At 74.0% G+C, this 16,467-nt stretch carries 15 protein-coding genes; 9 read left to right on the top strand and 6 right to left on the bottom strand.

Features of this window, described 5'->3' with window-relative positions; genetic code table 11:
- Positions 1-33: 33 nt before the first annotated feature.
- Both ACF1A1_RS25625 and ACF1A1_RS25620 read right to left on the bottom strand, forming a co-directional pair.
- Positions 34-756, bottom strand: coding sequence for an ABC transporter permease (locus ACF1A1_RS25625; RefSeq protein WP_392003060.1), 723 nt, complete (start codon positions 754-756; stop codon positions 34-36).
- A gap of 2 nt (positions 757-758) precedes the next feature.
- Positions 759-1,679: an ABC transporter ATP-binding protein gene (locus ACF1A1_RS25620; RefSeq protein ID WP_392003058.1), complete on the bottom strand. Its 921-nt coding sequence runs from the start codon at positions 1,677-1,679 to the stop codon at positions 759-761.
- A 108-nt stretch (positions 1,680-1,787) separates the two neighbouring features.
- Here ACF1A1_RS25620 and ACF1A1_RS25615 point away from each other — a divergent pair, with 108 nt between their 5' ends.
- From ACF1A1_RS25615 to ACF1A1_RS25605, 3 genes are all read left to right on the top strand, one after another.
- The gene (locus ACF1A1_RS25615) at positions 1,788-2,942 is read left to right on the top strand and encodes a sensor histidine kinase (RefSeq protein ID WP_392003056.1); all 1,155 of its coding nucleotides are present in this window, start codon (positions 1,788-1,790) and stop codon (positions 2,940-2,942) included.
- 14 nt (positions 2,943-2,956) lie between these two features.
- On the top strand, positions 2,957-3,619 hold the full coding sequence (locus ACF1A1_RS25610) for a response regulator (RefSeq protein WP_392003055.1): 663 nt from the start codon (positions 2,957-2,959) through the stop codon (positions 3,617-3,619).
- 93 nt (positions 3,620-3,712) lie between these two features.
- Complete coding sequence (locus tag ACF1A1_RS25605; protein WP_392003054.1) at positions 3,713-4,885, top strand: ROK family transcriptional regulator; 1,173 nt, start codon at positions 3,713-3,715, stop codon at positions 4,883-4,885.
- A 156-nt stretch (positions 4,886-5,041) separates the two neighbouring features.
- On the opposite strand, the gene ACF1A1_RS25600 is transcribed toward ACF1A1_RS25605, so the two are convergent.
- On the bottom strand, positions 5,042-5,803 hold the full coding sequence (locus ACF1A1_RS25600) for a GntR family transcriptional regulator (RefSeq protein ID WP_392003052.1): 762 nt from the start codon (positions 5,801-5,803) through the stop codon (positions 5,042-5,044).
- A 169-nt stretch (positions 5,804-5,972) separates the two neighbouring features.
- On the bottom strand, positions 5,973-6,854 hold the full coding sequence (locus ACF1A1_RS25595) for an RNA polymerase sigma-70 factor (protein ID WP_392003051.1): 882 nt from the start codon (positions 6,852-6,854) through the stop codon (positions 5,973-5,975).
- Between the two features lie 234 nt (positions 6,855-7,088).
- On the opposite strand from ACF1A1_RS25595, the gene ACF1A1_RS25590 reads away from it, so the two are divergent.
- From ACF1A1_RS25590 to ACF1A1_RS25580, 3 genes are all read left to right on the top strand, one after another.
- Positions 7,089-7,919 carry an alpha/beta fold hydrolase gene (locus ACF1A1_RS25590; protein WP_392003050.1) on the top strand — a complete coding sequence of 277 codons (831 nt, stop codon included), beginning with the start codon at positions 7,089-7,091 and terminating at the stop codon, positions 7,917-7,919.
- 563 nt (positions 7,920-8,482) lie between these two features.
- Positions 8,483-10,057 carry an alkaline phosphatase D family protein gene (locus ACF1A1_RS25585; protein ID WP_392003048.1) on the top strand — a complete coding sequence of 525 codons (1,575 nt, stop codon included), beginning with the start codon at positions 8,483-8,485 and terminating at the stop codon, positions 10,055-10,057.
- A 191-nt stretch (positions 10,058-10,248) separates the two neighbouring features.
- Positions 10,249-11,664: a GNAT family N-acetyltransferase gene (locus ACF1A1_RS25580; RefSeq protein ID WP_392003047.1), complete on the top strand. Its 1,416-nt coding sequence runs from the start codon at positions 10,249-10,251 to the stop codon at positions 11,662-11,664.
- Between the two features lie 156 nt (positions 11,665-11,820).
- Here ACF1A1_RS25580 and ACF1A1_RS25575 read toward each other — a convergent pair whose 3' ends face one another.
- On the bottom strand, positions 11,821-13,041 hold the full coding sequence (locus ACF1A1_RS25575; protein WP_392003045.1) for a trans-sulfuration enzyme family protein: 1,221 nt from the start codon (positions 13,039-13,041) through the stop codon (positions 11,821-11,823).
- Positions 13,042-13,101: 60 nt separating this feature from the next.
- Between ACF1A1_RS25575 and ACF1A1_RS25570 the strand changes: the two genes are divergently transcribed.
- Both ACF1A1_RS25570 and ACF1A1_RS25565 read left to right on the top strand, forming a co-directional pair.
- Positions 13,102-13,593, top strand: coding sequence for an Lrp/AsnC family transcriptional regulator (locus tag ACF1A1_RS25570; protein WP_392003043.1), 492 nt, complete (start codon positions 13,102-13,104; stop codon positions 13,591-13,593).
- A gap of 33 nt (positions 13,594-13,626) precedes the next feature.
- Positions 13,627-15,318: a DUF885 domain-containing protein gene (locus ACF1A1_RS25565; protein WP_392003042.1), complete on the top strand. Its 1,692-nt coding sequence runs from the start codon at positions 13,627-13,629 to the stop codon at positions 15,316-15,318.
- A gap of 40 nt (positions 15,319-15,358) precedes the next feature.
- Here ACF1A1_RS25565 and ACF1A1_RS25560 read toward each other — a convergent pair whose 3' ends face one another.
- Complete coding sequence (locus ACF1A1_RS25560) at positions 15,359-15,886, bottom strand: rhodanese-like domain-containing protein (RefSeq protein WP_392003040.1); 528 nt, start codon at positions 15,884-15,886, stop codon at positions 15,359-15,361.
- A gap of 133 nt (positions 15,887-16,019) precedes the next feature.
- Between ACF1A1_RS25560 and ACF1A1_RS25555 the strand changes: the two genes are divergently transcribed.
- Entirely contained in the window at positions 16,020-16,466 is a 447-nt protein-coding gene (locus tag ACF1A1_RS25555) for an Lrp/AsnC family transcriptional regulator (RefSeq protein WP_392003038.1), read from the top strand.
- Position 16,467: the final 1 nt, after the last annotated feature.

The following is a 16,467-nucleotide window of genomic DNA, read 5'->3' as shown; positions in this document are numbered from 1 at the left end:
GGCAAGTGGCGGGGCGTCAGCGCACCGGCGGGCTCAGGCGTCCCCGCGCCGCACCCGCCACGTCCCCGCCGTGAGCGCCGCCGCCGTCCACACGGCGGTCACCGCGAGGCCGGTCCACGGTCCCAGGGCGCCCTCCCACCGTCCGTGGAGCACCACTTGGCCGGCCCGGTCGGGCAGGAAGTCGGCGAGGCTGCCGGACAGGTCGCCGACCACGAAGGACACGATCAGCAGGAACGGGATGAGCAGGCCGAGCGCGGCCACTCCGCTGCGCAGGACGGCCGTCAGACCGGCGGCGAGCAGGGCCATCAGCGTGAGGTGGATGCCGCAGCCGACGGCGGCCCGTACGCCCTCGGCCGTGGTGAACCCGTCGGCCCTGTCGCCCAGCACCGCACCGCCCACCGCCAGGGTCACGAAGCCCGTGGCCAGACCGACGGCGAGGACGGGCAGCGCGATCGCCGTCAGCTTGGCGGCGAACCAGAGGCCGCGGCGCGGCACCGCGGCCAGTGACACCCGCAGCGCGCCGCCCTGGAACTCGGCCGCCACGGCCGTCGTCCCGAACGCGATCGCCGCGATCTGGCCGAAGGTGACGCCGAAGAAGACGGAGAAGAGCGGGTCGGAGTCGTCGCCACCCGTGCCGGCGGCGACCGGCGCGGAGAAGGCGACGGTGGCGAGCAGGACCGCCGCCAGGCCGCCGACCTGCGACCGCAGCGTACGGATCTTGAGCCACTCGGCGTGGAGAGCGGGCTGGAACGCCATGGTCAGGCCTCCTGCGGCTGAGCCGTGAACTCGGCCTCGGTGGCGGTCAGATCGAGGTAGGCCTGCTCCAGCGTGCCTTCCTCGGCGGTCAGTTCGAGCAGCGGGACACCGGCCTCGGACGCGAGGCGGCCGATGTCGTCCACGCGCGCGTGGTCCACGCTCCAGTGCCCGTCGGCGTGGGCGACGGCGTCGTGGCCGTGGCGGGCGAGGGCGGTTCCGAGCGCGGTGGGGTCGCTGGTGCGGATCCGTACGCGGGGCCGTACGCGCGCGTCGATGAACTCCCGCATCGGGGTGTCGGCCAGCAGGCGGCCCCGGCCGAGGACGACGAGGTGGTCGGCGAAGGAGGCGGTCTCGTTCATGAGGTGGCTGGAGACCAGCACGGTGCGTCCCTGCGCGGCGAGCCGGCGCAGCAACGCGCGGATCCAGACGATGCCTTCGGGGTCCAGGCCGTTGGACGGCTCGTCGAGCAGCACCACCTCGGGGTCGCCGAGCAGCGCCGCCGCGATGCCCAGCCGCTGGCGCATGCCCAGGGAGTACGTCGTCACCCGGCGGCGCGCGGCAGGGGCGAGCCCGGTCTCCTCCAGCACCTCGTCGACCCGGCGGACGGGGACGCGGTTGCTCGCGGCGAGGACGCGCAGGTGGTCGCGGCCGGTGCGGGAGCCGTGCGGGGCCTGGGCGTCGAGCAGGGCGCCGACGTGGCGCAGGGGGTCGGGCAGCGTGGCGTAGGGACGGCCGCCGATCGTGGCGGTTCCCGAGGTCGGCCGGTCGAGGCCGAGGACGAGGCGCAGGGTGGTGGACTTGCCGGCGCCGTTCGGGCCGAGGAAGCCGGTGACGCGGCCGGGCAGGACGCGGAAGGTGAGCCGGTCCACGGCCCGCCGGGTGCCGTACTCCTTGGTGAGGTGGTGGATGTCGATGCTGGTCATGGCGACCACTCTGGCGGCCGGCCGGGATCCGGTCCTCCCCCGCCGGAGGAGTTCGTCTCCCCCGCCCGGGGGAGGCCGGTTGTCAGTGGCGCCTGCCACGATGTCCGCATGGGCCGCTTGCTGCGCCCGCTGCTGCGGGGGACGACGTACACACGACTGCTGCACCTGTGGGTGCCGGTGCTGGTCGTGAGCGTGTGGATGTTCATCGCCCCGACGCGCCCGTGGGTGCCCCTGCTCATGATGATCCCGGTCGGGCTGATTCCGGCGGTGCGCAGGGGCGAGGGGGTGCAGGCGCAGCTGCTGCTGACGCCCGACGAGCGGGATCCGGGGTTCTCCGTGGCTCCGGCGACGGCCTGGCGGGACCGGCTGCGCGTGGTGCTGTGGCTGGAAGTGCGCATGGCTCTGGGGGCGGTGGCCGCGGTCGGCTCCGTCTGGCTGCCGATCCTCGCGTTCGAACTGGCCGAGATCGCGTGCGGGCGCGTGACCGACGACATTCCCGGCCTCGCCGAGGTGGCACAGCCTGGGTGGTCGGCTCTCCTGGTGCCGCTGCCGCTGCTCGCGCTGTACGGACTCGTCGTCGGCCTGGGCGAGCTGGTCACGGCCGTCGCCCGGCGGCTGCTGGGCCCGTCCGCCACGGAGCGGCTCGCCGCCCTGGAGGAGCGCACCGAGCAGCTTTTGGAGCGCAACCGCATCGCGCGGGAGCTGCACGACTCGATCGGTCACGCGCTGACGGTCGCCGTCGTCCAGGCGGGCGCCGCACGGGCCGCGGGCGATCCCGCGTTCACCGATCGGGCCCTGGACGCGATCGAGGAGACGGGCAGGGCGGCCCTGGAGGACCTGGAGCGCGTCCTCGGCATCCTGCGCGAGTCGGAGCGTCCGGTCGGCAGTCGGCCGACGCTCACGAACGCCGACCGGCTGCTGGAGTCCGCCCGCGCCTCCGGGGCGAAGGTCGAGGCCGAGCTCACCGGGCCCGTGGCCACCGTGCCCGGCCCGGTCTCCCGCGAGGGCTACCGCATCCTCCAGGAGTCGCTGACCAACGTGCTGCGGCACGCGGGGGCCGTTCCGGTCCGGGTCCGCATCGAGGTCGCCGGCGACACCCTCGCCCTCGAGGTCCGCAATCCGCTCACCGCCGGCATACGCGGGCCCGGCCGCGGAAGCGGCCTGCGCGGGATACGCGAGCGCGCGGCCCTCCTCGGCGGTCACGCGCACACCGGTCCGCACGAGGGCGACTGGCAGGTGCGGGCGGAGCTGCCGCTGCGCTGATCTACGCTGGCCTGATGCCGGTGACCGTACTCCTCGTCGACGACGAATCCCTGGTCCGCGCGGGTCTGCGGGCCGTGCTGGAGGCGCAGCCCGACATCGAGGTGGTCGGGGAGGCGGCCGACGGCGCGGCGGTGATCCCGCTGGTGCGGCGGTTGCGGCCCGACGTGGTGGCCATGGACGTACGCATGCCGCTCATGGACGGCATCGAGGCCACGCGGGCGGTGCTGCGGACGGTGCCGGAGCCGCCGAAGATCCTCGTGGTGACGACCTTCGAGAACGACGAGTACGTGTACGAGGCGCTGCGGGCCGGGGCGGACGGGTTTCTGCTGAAGCGGGCCCGGCCGGCCGAGATCGTGCACGCGGTGCGGCTGGTCGCCGAGGGCGAGTCGCTGCTGTTCCCGGCGTCGGTGCGGCGGCTCGCCGCCGAGTACGGCGACGGGCGCGGCAACCTGGCGGCCAGGGACGTGCTGGAGCGGGCCCGGCTGACCGAGCGGGAGTCCGAGGTGCTGCGGCTGATGGCCCGGGGACTGTCCAACGCGGAGATCGCCGCGCGGCTGGTCGTCGGGGCGGAGACGGTCAAGTCGCATGTGAGCGCGGTGCTGTCGAAGCTCGGGGCCCGGGACCGCACACAGGCGGTGATCACGGCGTACGAGTCGGGGTTCGCGGGGACGGACTGAGCCGGCGCGCCCCAGTGGGGATTCCGCACTCGCCGGGGTCCGCCGCGCCGAGTACGATCCGCCCAACACGCGCACGAGCTGGGAGGACGGACGTTGGGGCGGCTGACCGGCGGGGATCCCTCGCTGCTGCGAAGGATCAACTCCGCGGTGGTGCTGCACGCGCTGCGTGCCGCCGACTGCGCGACGCTGACGGAGATCACCCGGGTGACCGGTCTGTCCCGGCCGACCGTCGAGGGGGTCGTCGAGGATCTCATCGGCGCCGGTCTCGTCGTCGAGAAGGCGGCCGAGGAGGGCGCCGCGCGGCGGCAGGGGCGGCCGGCGCGGCGGTTCCGGTTCCGCGCGGAGGCCGGCCATCTGCTGGGGCTGGAGATCGGGGCGCACCGGGTGGCCGCGCTCCTGTCCGACCTGGACGGGCGGGTGCTGGGCGCGCAGGCCAGGGAGGTCGACGAGAAGGCACCCGCCGACGAGCGGCTGGAGCGACTGCGCACCGCGGTCGCCGAGTTGCTGCGCCGGGCGGGCGTCCCGCGCGGTTCCCTGCGGGCCGTGGGCGTCGGCACGCCCGGGATCGTCGAGGCCGACGGGACGGTACGGCTGGGCACCGCGCTGCCCCAGTGGACGGGGCTGCGGCTGGGCGAGCGGCTGAGCCGCTCCTTCAGGTGCCCGGTGCTGGTGGAGAACGACGCCAACGCGGCGGCCGTGGCCGAGCACTGGAAGGGCTCCGCCATCGAGTCCGACGATGTGGTGTTCGTGCTGGCGGGACTGAGCCCGGGCGCCGGTTCGCTGATCGGGGGGCGGCTGCACCGGGGGTACGGCGGGGCGGCCGGTGAGATCGGCGCGCTGCATCTGCTGGGGCGGGAGGTGACCCCGGAGACGCTGCTGTCCACGACGGACGAGCCGCTGCACCCGCTGGACGAGCAGGCGGTCGCCGAGGTCTTCGCGCAGGCCCGCGAGGGCGACCAGCGGGCCCGGGCGGCCGTGGACCGCTTCCTCCAGCGGCTCGTCCACGATGTGGCTGCGCTGGTCCTCGCCCTCGACCCCGAGCTGGTTGTCGTCGGTGGCTGGGCGGCCGGACTGGACGGCGTACTGGAGCCGCTGCGGCGGGAGTTGGCGCGGTACTGTCTGCGGCCGCCGAGGGTGGTTCTGTCGCTGCTCGGGGAGGCGGCTGTGGCGACGGGGGCCCTGCGGCTCGCCCTCGACCATGTCGAGGAGCAGCTCTTCGCCGTGGAGGGGACGGTGACGGGCCGCGCCGCGGCGGGTCGTCCGTGAGACGCGTCGCGCCCCGGAGGAGTTCCGGGGCGCGACGGGCGGTGCGCTCGGTGGCCCGGTGCAGACCGTTCAGGGAGTCTGCCGTACGGGCCGGACGAGGGTGTCGGCCGTCAGGACGCCCGTTGTTCCGGCGTCAGGACGCCTGCTGTGTCCGCCTCAGGACGCCTGCCGTTCCGGGCCGTGGTGGATCTCCACGCCGCCGGACGCGCCGAACGTCAGCCGGCAGGTGTCCGCGCGGTAGGTGGCGACGGAGAGCGCCACGGTGCGTCGCCCGGCGAAGAAGCGGGTGGTGACGACGAGGACCGGGGCGCCGGGCAGCCGGTCGAGTTCCTTCGCGTCGTCCGCGCGGGCCGAGCCGAGCTCCACGGCACGGTCCTGACCCTCCAGCGTCAGGCGCTGGAGTTCGCGCAGCACCGCACGCGCCCGTGCCGGCCCGGACGGGGCGTCGATCGCGGTGAGATCGGGCACCGACGACTGCGGCACGTAGAGGAGTTCCGCGGCGACGGGCCGGCCGTGGGACACCCGCGAGCGGCGCACGATGTGCACGGGTCGGTCGCGGTCGGCGCCCAGGGTGTCGGCGACTCCCGCCGGCGGGGCCGCGACCGTGCAGTCGACGGGTTGCCACGTGTCACCGGCCGCGCCGGGCCAGGTCTGTCGTTCGCTGCCCACGTCGACGCCCACGCGGGGCGGCGCGACGGTGGTGCCGACGCCGCGGCGGCGCTGGAGTCGGCCCTCCAGCTCGAGCTGCTCCAGCGCCTGCCGGAGCGTGGCGCGCGCGACGCCGAAGCGGGCGGCGAGCTCGCGCTCGTTCGGCAGGATCTCGCCGACCGTGAACTCCGAGTCGAGTGCCTCGCTGAGCACGGTCTTGAGATGCCAGTACTTCGGTTCCGGTACCGATTCCAGTTGCGTGGTCCCCACCCTGTCCTCCGCAATCGCCGTGGTACTGCGGCGTTTTCGCGCCCTTGTTTATTAAAGGTTGTTGCACTTGTCTGCCGACCATAGGGCGGCCCCCATCCTTGGTCAAGACCAATCCGCCAGGGCAAAGCCCCCGTCGTGGGGACGGGGGCCGGGGCGGCCGGACGCGCCGTCAGGCGGCCAGTGCGCGCAGCTTGTCGGGGTTGCGGATGACGTACACGGCCTGGATGCGGCCCTCGGCGACGTCGAGCTGGAAGACGGTGTCCGGCTTGTCCCCGGACAGGGCCAGCGCGGCGAGGCCGCCGTTGATCTCCAGGAAGCGGAAGGACAGGTCCGGGATGCCCTTGCGGGCCGCGCCGATGAGGAACCGGCCGACGCGGTCGGCGCTCTCCACCACCCGCAGCGGCGCCTTCGCCTTGCCGCCGCTGTCGCCGACGAGACGCGCGTCCGGCGCGAGCAGCGCCATCAGGCCCTCCAGGTCTCCGTCCGCGGCGGCGGCGAGGAACCGCTCGGTGAGCTCGCGGCGCTGCACGGGGTCGACCTCGTAGCGGGGCCGCCGTTCCGCCACGTGCCGGCGGGCGCGGCCGGCCAGTTGGCGCACCGCGGACTCGGTCCGGTCGAGGACGGCGCCGATCTCGGCGTACGGGTAGCCGAAGGCCTCCCGCAGGACGAACACCGCGCGCTCCAGCGGGGACAGCGACTCCAGGACGACGAGGACGGCGAGGGAGACGGAGTCGGCGAGGACGGCCCGTTCGGCGGTGTCCTGGACGGTGTCGCCGAAGTCGGTGACGTACGGCTCGGGCAGCCAGGGGCCGATGTACGCCTCGTTGCGGGCCTTGATGCGGCCGAGGCGGTCCAGGGCGAGGCGGGTGGTGACGCGGACCAGGTAGGCGCGGGGTTCACGCACGTCGGTGCGGTCGGCGGCCGACCAGCGCAGCCAGGCGTCCTGGACCACGTCCTCCGCGTCGGCGACGCGCCCGAGCATGCGATAGGCGACGCCCAGGAGGAGGGGGCGGTGCTCTTCGAAGACGTCGGTCACGGTGTCTGCGGTCACGGCGCCCATCCCATCCGACGCGTCTGCCGGTGTCCAGACGGCGCGGAACCGGGGGCTACCCGTGGGTAGTAATTGCTGACAAGCTGTCTACGCGGATCCGCCGGCCCGCCCGGACCCCGCGTCCCGTCAGCCGCCGGCCGGCCGTCGGTCCGCCGGCCGGCCATCCCGTCAGCCCGTCAGTAACCCAGTCCGTCAGTAAGCCAGTCCGTCAGCCCGTTGCGACGAGGAGCTCCCATGTCCGCCACCGTCTCCTTCACGGTCCCCTCTCCCCGCGGCCCGCAGCCCGTCACCGTCTCCTACGCGCGCGTGGGGCGCGGCGAGCCGCTGCTCCTGCTGCACGGCATCGGGCACCACCGGCAGGCCTGGGACCCCGTGGTGGACATCCTCGCCACCGAGCGGGACGTGATCGCGGTGGACCTGCCCGGGTTCGGCGCGTCCCCGGCCCTGCCCGACGGGCTCGCCTACGACCTGCCCACCACGACCTCGGTGTTCGGCGCCTTCTGCGAGGCCCTGGAACTCGAACGCCCCCACGTCGCGGGCAACTCGCTGGGCGGCCTGCTGGCCCTGGAACTGGGCCGCGAGAAGCGCGTACGGTCCGTCACCGCCCTGTCCCCGGCCGGGTTCTGGTCGGAGGCCGAGCGGCGGTACGCCTTCGGCGTGCTGCTGACCATGCGACGGATCTCCCAGCGGCTGCCGCTGCCCCTGGTCGAGCGCCTGTCGCGTACGGCGGCCGGCCGCACGGCCCTCACCAGCACCATCTACGCCCGCCCGGGCCGCCGTTCACCCGAGGCGGTGGTCGCCGAGACGCTCGCGCTGGCCCGGGCCACCGGGTTCGACCAGACCCTGCGGTCCGGTACGACCGTCCAGTTCACCGACAACATTCCCGGCATCCCGGTCACCGTGGCCTGGGGCACCCGGGACTGGCTGCTCGTGCGCCGCCAGGGCGTCCGCGCCAAGCAGATCATCCCGAGGGCCCGCCTGGTACGCCTCCCCGGCTGCGGCCACTGCCCGATGAACGACGACCCGGCCCTCGTCGCCCGCGTACTGCTGGACGGCAGCCGCTGAAGGACCGGGACGGACGCGCTCACCTCTCGTGCCCCGCGTGCGGCGCCGGGGCGCTTCCGGCGGCCACGACGGCCGACCGCGACCGGGGTTCGACGGACCGCCGGGCCACCGGGCCACCGGGCCACCGGGCCACCGGGCCACCGGGCCACCGGGCCACCGTCGCGGCCGGGGCCCGCCGCGACGGTGGCCCCGGCCGCGCGTCGTGCACCAGCCGGCGCGGACCGACCGTCCCCGGACCGGACGGTGCCGGGCGCAGGCCACCCGGGACGGTTCACCCGCGCAGGCCGGGATCGCAGCGCAGGCCAGGGACACTCGCTCTCCGAACGCGCGCCTCGCCTCCTCTCCGCCTCCTCTCGCCTCCTCTCGCCACACGAGTCCCGCGGTCGGCGGGCGCGCCTTTCCCTCGACGTCCTGCCGGCCTGCCCGCGCCGGATCCGTCGCCCGGCGCGCCTCCACGCCTCCTCCCGCGCCCAGTTGTTCACCTGTGGTTTCCGTGGGCGCTGTGACGCACCAGTAGGTGTGACGGTGCACACCGGCCGGTTCCCGTCCCAGGAGGCCCTTCCATGTCACACAGTCCCTTCCCCGGGCGCCGCGGCGTTCTGCGCGGCTCGTTGGCCGCGTCCGCGGCACTGACCCTGCCCGCCGCCGGCGGCGCGGCGCCGGCCCTCGCCCTGTCGGGGCGGCCCACGGCGGGGTGGGGTGTGCAGACCGGGGACGTGACCTCGCACTCCGGGCTGGTGTGGGTGCGCTCCGACCGTCCGGCGCGGATGGTGGTCGAGACGGCGGCCACGGAGTCGTTCCGGGGCGCGCGCCGCTTCCACGGTCCGCTGCTCGGCTCGGGCACCGACTTCACCGGCACCACCCGGCTGCACGGGCTGCCGGCCGGCGAGCAGGTCCACTACCGCGTGCTGCTCGCCGACCCCGACGACCCGCGCCGCACGGGCGAGCCGGTGACCGGCACCTTCCGGACCGTGTCGGCCCGACGGCGCGACGGCGTGCGGTTCGTCTGGTCCGGCGACCTGGCCGGACAGGGCTGGGGCATCAACCCGGGGCTCGGCGGCTACCGGATCTACGACGCGATGGCCGCCCTCGACCCTGACTTCTTCCTGTGCAGCGGGGACACCATCTACGCCGACGGACCGCTGACCGAGACCGTGGCCCTGCCCGGCGGGCGGACCTGGCGGAACATCACCACCGAGGAGAAGGCGAAGGTCGCCGAGACCCTGGCGGAGTTCCGCGGCAACTTCCGCTACAACCTCCTGGACGAGAACCTGCGCGCCTTCAACGCCCGGGTCCCCTCCATCATCCAGTGGGACGACCACGAGGTCACCAACAACTGGTTCCCGGGCGAGATCTTCGCCGACGCCCGTTACACCGAGAAGAACATCGACGTGCTCGCCGCGCGCGCCCGGCGGGCGTTCTCGGAGTACTTCCCCGTCTCGACCCTGCGCCGCCCGGGCGGCCGGATCCACCGGGTGCAGCACCACGGCCCGCTGCTGGACGTCTTCGTCCTGGACATGCGCACGTACCGCAACGCGAACTCGCCGGACGACCAGACCACCGACCCGCAGGGCATCCTCGGCCGTGAACAACTGGAGTGGCTCAAGCGCGAACTGGCCCGCTCGCGGGCGGTGTGGAAGGTGCTCGCCGCCGACATGCCGCTCGGCCTGGTCGTGCCGGACGGGACGGACGGCAGGCCGAACTTCGAGGCGGTCGCGCAGGGCGACCCCGGCGCACCGCTCGGCCGTGAGTTGCAGATCGCCGAGTTGCTGCGGTTCGTCAAGCACCGGCGGATCACCGGCACCGTGTGGCTGACGGCCGACGTCCACCACACCTCGGCGCAGCACTACGACCCGTCGCGCGCCGCGTTCAAGGACTTCGCGCCGTTCTGGGAGTTCGTCTCCGGACCGCTCAACGCGGGCGCCTTCCCGGCGAACGCGCTGGACGGCACGTTCGGTCCGGACCGCGTCTTCGTCAAGGCACCCGCCACGGCCAACGTCTCCCCTGCCGACGGCTACCAGTTCTTCGGCGAGGTCGACATCGACGGGGACAGCGGGGAGCTGACGGTCCGTCTGCGCGAGCAGGACGGCACCGTGCTGTTCACCAAGGTGCTTCAGCCGGGCCGGGTCGGCCAGTAACTCCCGTACGCTGGAGGGGTGCTCCGCGCATCGGTGTCATCCCCCGGTGCGCGGCGCCGTCCCGGGCGACCGGCGGGCCCGCGACCGTAGAAGAATTAACAAAAAGGACATAAATATCCTTTACCCATCAGTCACAAAGCGTTCGTGATCACGCAACACCGTTCCTTCACAGTGGCTGCATGAGTCGAGACATGTCTGATGTGACGCGCCACAAACACGGGCGCCCGGTGCACCACTGGCGGCGGGACGCGGTGGAGCTCGCCGCCCTCTTCACGGCGGTCGCGGTGGCCGACGTGGTCGCGAACCTCGTGGGGCACGGACCCGACGGCCCCGGCCTGCTGGCCGTCTCCGCGGCCGCCCTGATCGCCACCGCGGGGTTCCACGTCTGGTGGTCACGGCGCCACGGCCACGCGCCGCCCACGGGTGATACCGATGCCCGGCCGCCCTCCGCCGAGGAGCAGGCCGGGCCGTCCGATCTCCCCGGCGGCGTCGCCGGCGAGAGCGCCCTGTGGCGGATGCGGACGACGGTGAAGGACGCGCCGGGGTCGCTGGCCGCGCTGTGCGCGGCGCTGGCCGAGCACCGCGTCGACATCCTCAGCCTGCAGACGCACCCGCTGGGCGAGGACACGGTGGACGAGTTCCTGCTGCGCGCCCCCGGCGCACTCGCGGCGGCCGACATCACCGGGGCCGTGGCGCGGGCGGGCGGCGCGGGCACCTGGATCGAGCGGGCCGACGCCCACGATCTGGTGGACGCCCCGACCCGGGTCCTGGGGCTGGCCACCCGTACGGCCCTGGACGCCGCCGAACTCCCCCTGGCGCTACGGCAGTTGCTGGGCCGGTGCACGATCCGCTCGCTGCCCGCCACCACGCCGGGCGGCGGACGGGGGCCGGAGGCCGTGCCCGTGGAAGGGGTGCTGGAGGACACCGTGATGCGTCTGCGGGCGCCGGAAGGCGGAGTCGTCACGGTGGAGCGGCCGTACCTGCCGTTCACACCGACCGAGTTCGCGCGGGCGCGGGCGCTGGTGGAACTGGACGCCCGGCTGGGCCCGCGGGTCCCGCGCGGGCAGGACGTGCTGACGCTCCCCGAGGGCAACGCCATCACCGTGCGCCGGGCGGACACCGGTGACGTGGAGGCGGCGAAGGCCATGCACGAGCGGTGCTCGGCGCGCACGCTCGGCATGCGCTACCACGGGCCGGTCGGCGACGCCGACCGCTACCTCAACCACCTGCTCAGCCCGCGCTTCGGCCGCACCCTGGCCGTGCAGACCCCGTCCGGGCGCATCGTCGGCCTCGGCCACCTGCTGTGGGACGGCGACGAGACCGAGGTGGCGCTGCTCGTCGAGGACCAGTGGCAGCGGCGCGGCATCGGCGGCGAACTGCTCGGCCGGCTGGTGGCGATGGCCGTCGAGGCGGGCTGCGCGAGCGTCTACGCGGTGACGCAGTCCTCCAACACCGGCATGGTCGCCGCCATGCGCGGCCTCGGCCTGCCCCTCGACTACCAGATCGAGGAGGGCACCCTCGTCATCACCGCCCGCCTCGACACGGTGGCCGGGGGCGGTCCGGAGCTGTCGTTGGAGCGGTCCGGGAAGCGGGCCGTCCGCGACTGACCCTCGGTGCGTCGGCACCGGGGACGGCCCGGCGGCTCCCCGCCGCCGGGCCGTCCGACGTCCTCCGCACGGGGAGGGACGGCTCCTCCTGAACGCCCAGCCGACGCCGACGGCGTGCCTGGGCGGCTCAACGGACCCAGGGGGCACACCTGCGGCTCACCCGACCCCGGCAGCCCGCCTGGACGGCTCAGCCGACGCCGGCAGCGCACCGTTCAGTGCCCCGTCCAGATCCGCCCACAGGTCCTCGGTGTCCTCCAGCCCCACCGACAGCCGCAGCAGCCGGTCGCTCACGCCGGCGTCCCGCCGTTCGTCCGCGTCCACGATGCGGTGGCTGATGGACGCCGGGTGCTGGATGAGGGTGTCGACGCTGCCGAGGCTCACGGCCGGGGTGATGAGGCGGACGCCCGCGATCACCTCGTGCGGGTCGCCGTGGACCTCGAAGGCGACCATCGCGCCGCCGATGCGCGGGTAGTGGACACGGGCGACGCGCGGGTCGGCGGCCAGCCGTCGGGCCAGTTCGGCGGCGGTCGCGGAGGCGGCCCGCACCCGCACCGGGAGCGTCGACAGGCCCCGCAGCAGCAGGTAGCCGGCCAGCGGGTGCAGCACCCCGCCGGTGGCGAAACGTATCTGTCGGAGCCGTCCGGCGAACTCCTCGTCGCAGGCGACGACACCCGCCAGAACGTCCCCGTGCCCGCCGAGGTACTTGGTGGCGCTGTGCAGGACCAGCCGCGCGCCCTGCTCCGCCGGGCGCTGGAGGACGGGCGTGGCGAAGGTGTTGTCGACGAGCAGCGGGACGGACCCGCAGGCATGGGCGACCGCCCGCAGGTCGACCTCGGCGAGGGTCGGATTGGCCGGCGACTCGACCAGCACCAGGCCGGTGTCGGGGCGCAGCGCGTCCGAGATCCCCGCCGGGTCGGTCCAGGTGACCTCCGAGCCGAGCAGCCCGGCGGTCAGCAGGTGGTCGCTGCAGCCGTACAGGGGACGGACGGCCACGACGTGCCGCAGCCCCGTCGAGGAGCGCGCCAGCAGGACGGCGCTCAGCGCGGCCATGCCGCTGGCGAACGCGACCGCGCTCTCGGTGCCCTCCAGCCGGGCCAGCGCGGTCTCGAAGCGGGCGACCGTCGGGTTGCCCAGCCGCCCGTAGACGGGCGGGCCGTCGGGCTCGGCGCCGGTCGCGGCGAACGCGTCGATCCGGGCGGCCTCGGCCCGGCTGTCGTACGAGGGGTACGTGGTGGACAGATCGATCGGCGGGGCGTGCAGGCCCTGCCGGGCCAGGTCGTCCCGCCCGGCGTGCACGGCCTCGGTGGCCAGTGCGCGGGGCGCTCCAGACGGGCGTACGTCGTCGTACGCGTGCGTGCTCGCTGTGGCTGAGTCCATGGACGGCAGGGTGAACACCGGACGGGCATCCGGGGCCGGTCTCCGTGCTACGTTCGGACCATGACCGAATCCGTCGTACTCGATCCGGTCGATCTCCAGCTCCTGCGGCTGTTGCAGAACGACGCCCGGACGACCTACCGCGACCTCGCGGCGCAGGTGGGGCTCGCACCGTCGACCTGCCTGGACCGGGTGACGCGGCTGCGCCGGTCCGGTGTGATCCTGGGGCATCGGCTGCAGCTCGATCCGGCCAAGTTGGGCCGAGGGCTTCAGGCCCTGCTGTCGGTGCAGGTCAGGCCGCATCGGCGGGAGCTGGTGGGGCCGTTCGTGGAGCGGATCCGGGCGCTGCCGGAGGCGCTGACCGTCTTCCACCTCACCGGGCCCGACGACTACCTCGTGCATGTCGCCGTCGCGGACATGGCCGATCTCCAGCGGCTGGTCCTGGACGAGTTCACGGCCCGGCGGGAGGTGGCCCGGGTGGAGACGCGGCTGATCTTCCAGCAGTGGGACTGCGGACCGCTGCTGCCGCCCGCCGCTTCGGCGCAAATGCCATGACGTGCGGCGCCGCCCCGTACGAGGATGGTGCGCATGCCACAGACCAACAACCCGCTGCCCCGCGAGGTCGCCGACGCCTACGTCGACGAGCTCATCGCCCTCGACCCGGTCACCGGTACCTACCTCGGCGTGAAGGAGAGTTCGAGCCGCCTGCCGGACTTCTCACCGGCGGGACAGGAGGCGCTCGCGCGGCTCGCGCGGTCCACGCTGGCCAGGCTCGACGAGGCGGAGCGGCGGCCCGGCGCGGACCGTGACATCGAGCGCCGGTGCGCGCGCCTGCTGCGCGAGCGGCTCACCGCGGAACTCGCCGTGCACGACGCCGAGGAGGGTCTGCGCGCGGTCGGCAACATGTCCACACCGGCGCATCACGTGCGGGACGTGTTCACCGTGACGCCCGCGGAGACCGTCGAGGACTGGGCGGCGATCGCCGAGCGGCTGCGCGCGGTGCCGGCGGCGCTGGCCGGCTACCGGGAGTCGCTGTCGGCCGGTCTGGAGCGCAAGCTGTACGCGGCCCCGCGGCCGACCGCGACGTTCGTGGACCAGCTCACCGAGTGGGCGGACACGGACGGCTCGGGCCGCGGCTGGTTCGAGGACTTCGCCGCCGAGGGGCCCGAGGCGCTGCGCGCGGAGCTGGACGAGGCGGCCCGGGCGGCGACCGCGGCGGTCGTCGAGCTGCGGGACTGGACGCGGGACGTGTACGCGCCGGCCGTCGAGGGCGCGCCGAACACCGTCGGCCGGGAGCGCTACGCCCGCTGGTCGCGCTACTTCAACGGCACCGACCTCGACCTGGACGAGGCGTACGCGTACGGCTGGACCGAGTACCACCGGCTGCTCGCCGAGATGAAGCAGGAGGCGGAGAAGATCCTGCCGGGCGCCGAGACGCCGTGGGCGGCGCTCGCGCACCTGGACGAGCACGGAAAGCACATCGAGGGCGTCGACGAGGTCCGCGACTGGCTCCAGGGCCTGATGGACCAGGCGATCGACGCGCTGGACGGCACACACTTCGAACTCGCCGAGCGGGTACGGAGGGTGGAGTCGCGCATCGCCCCGCCCGGCGGCGCGGCGGCGCCGTACTACACGTCCCCGTCGGAGGACTTCTCGCGTCCTGGCCGCACCTGGCTGCCGACGATGGGGCTGACCCGTTTCCCTGTGTACGACCTGGTCTCCACCTGGTACCACGAGGGCGTCCCCGGCCATCACCTCCAGCTCGCGCAGTGGACGCACGTCGCCCAGGACCTCTCCCGCTACCAGGCCACCGTCGGCATCGTCAGCGCCAACGCCGAGGGATGGGCGCTGTACGCGGAGCGTCTGATGGACGAGCTGGGCTTCCTCACGGACGCCGAGCAGCGGCTCGGCTACCTGGACGCGCAGATGATGCGCGCGGTGCGGGTCATCGTCGACATCGGCATGCACCTGGAGCTGGAGATCCCGGCGGACTCCCCGTTCCACCCGGGTGAGCGCTGGACTCCGGAGCTGGCCCAGGAGTTCTTCGGCGCGCACAGCAGCCGTCCGGCGGACTTCGTCGAGAGCGAGCTGACCCGTTATCTGACCATCCCGGGCCAGGCCATCGGGTACAAGCTCGGCGAGCGGGCCTGGCTGCTGGGCCGCGAGAAGGCCCGCGAGCGGCACGGCGACGCCTTCGACCTCAAGTCCTGGCACATGGCGGCCCTTTCGCAGGGCTCGCTGGGGCTGGACGACCTGGTGGACGAGCTGGCGCGGCTCTGACCCCCGGACCTGCGGCTGCTGACCATGGCGTGCGTCAGCGTCAGCAGCCGCAGTGCGCCGCGGCGACCGGCGCGGTCAGCGGGTCGACGGCGCGCCGCTCCGGGCCCTCCCCGGTGTCGAAGGCGAAGCCCTCGCGCACCCAGTACTCGAAGCCGCCGAGCATCTCCTTGACGCGGTAGCCGAGTTCGGCGAGCGCGAGGGCGGCGCGGGTGGCGCCGTTGCAGCCGGGGCCCCAGCAGTACGTCACGACCGGCACATCCTTGTCGAGGAGCTGTTCGGCCTGCTCGGGGATGAGCGAGGTCGGCAGGTGGACCGCGCCGGGGATGTGGCCCTGGTCCCAGGACTCGGTGGAGCGGGAGTCCAGGACGGCGAAGCCGGGGTCGCCGCCGGCCGCGAGCGCGGCGGCCACGTCGGAGACGTCGGCGTGGAAGACGAGGCAGGCCCGGAAGTGGGCGGCGGCCTCGGCCGGGGCGGCGGGGGCGACGCGCAGGACGGGGTTGACGGCGGTGATGGCGGGGGTGGGGGTGATGGCGGGGGCGAGGGTGGTGACAGCGGTGGTGGCGGTCATCGCGGGGCCTTTCCGTGACGGTTCCGACTGGTTCCCGATGACCGGAAATCTACGGCCGTTGTTCCTCTCCCTGAAGGGGCATTCCCCGGCCCTGCTCTTGCCCGGCCGGGGATTCCCCTGCTATTTCTCGGCCATGACCGTGTATTCCCCGGACGCCACCGACTGGCGCATCCTCGAGGTCCTCCAGCGCGACGGGCGGGCCAGCTTCGCCGACCTGGCGCGTGCCGTGTCGATGTCGGCGAGCGCCGTCACCGAGCGGGTGCGGCGGCTGGAGGAGGCGGGCGTCATCCAGGGGTACGCGGCCGTCGTGGACCCCGAGCGGCTGGGACTGCCGATCCTCGCGTTCGTCCGGCTGCGCTACCCCAACGGCAACTACAGACCGTTCCACGACCTGGTGGCCGTCACGCCGGAAATCCTGGAGGCGCACCACGTCACCGGCGACGACTGCTTCGTCATCAAGGTCGCCGCCCGCTCGATGCGGCACCTGGAGGAGGTGTCGGGCAGGATCGGCACGCTGGGGTCGGTGACGACCAGCGTCGTCTACTCCTCACCGCTCCCCCGGCGCCCGCTCGGTCACTGAC

Origin of the sequence: Streptomyces sp. NPDC014995 (assembly GCF_043080745.1) — a bacterium.
Lineage (GTDB): Bacteria > Actinomycetota > Actinomycetes > Streptomycetales > Streptomycetaceae > Streptomyces.
The sequence above is the reverse complement of the archived record's forward strand: the minus strand, read 5'-3'. Positions and strand labels throughout refer to the sequence as shown.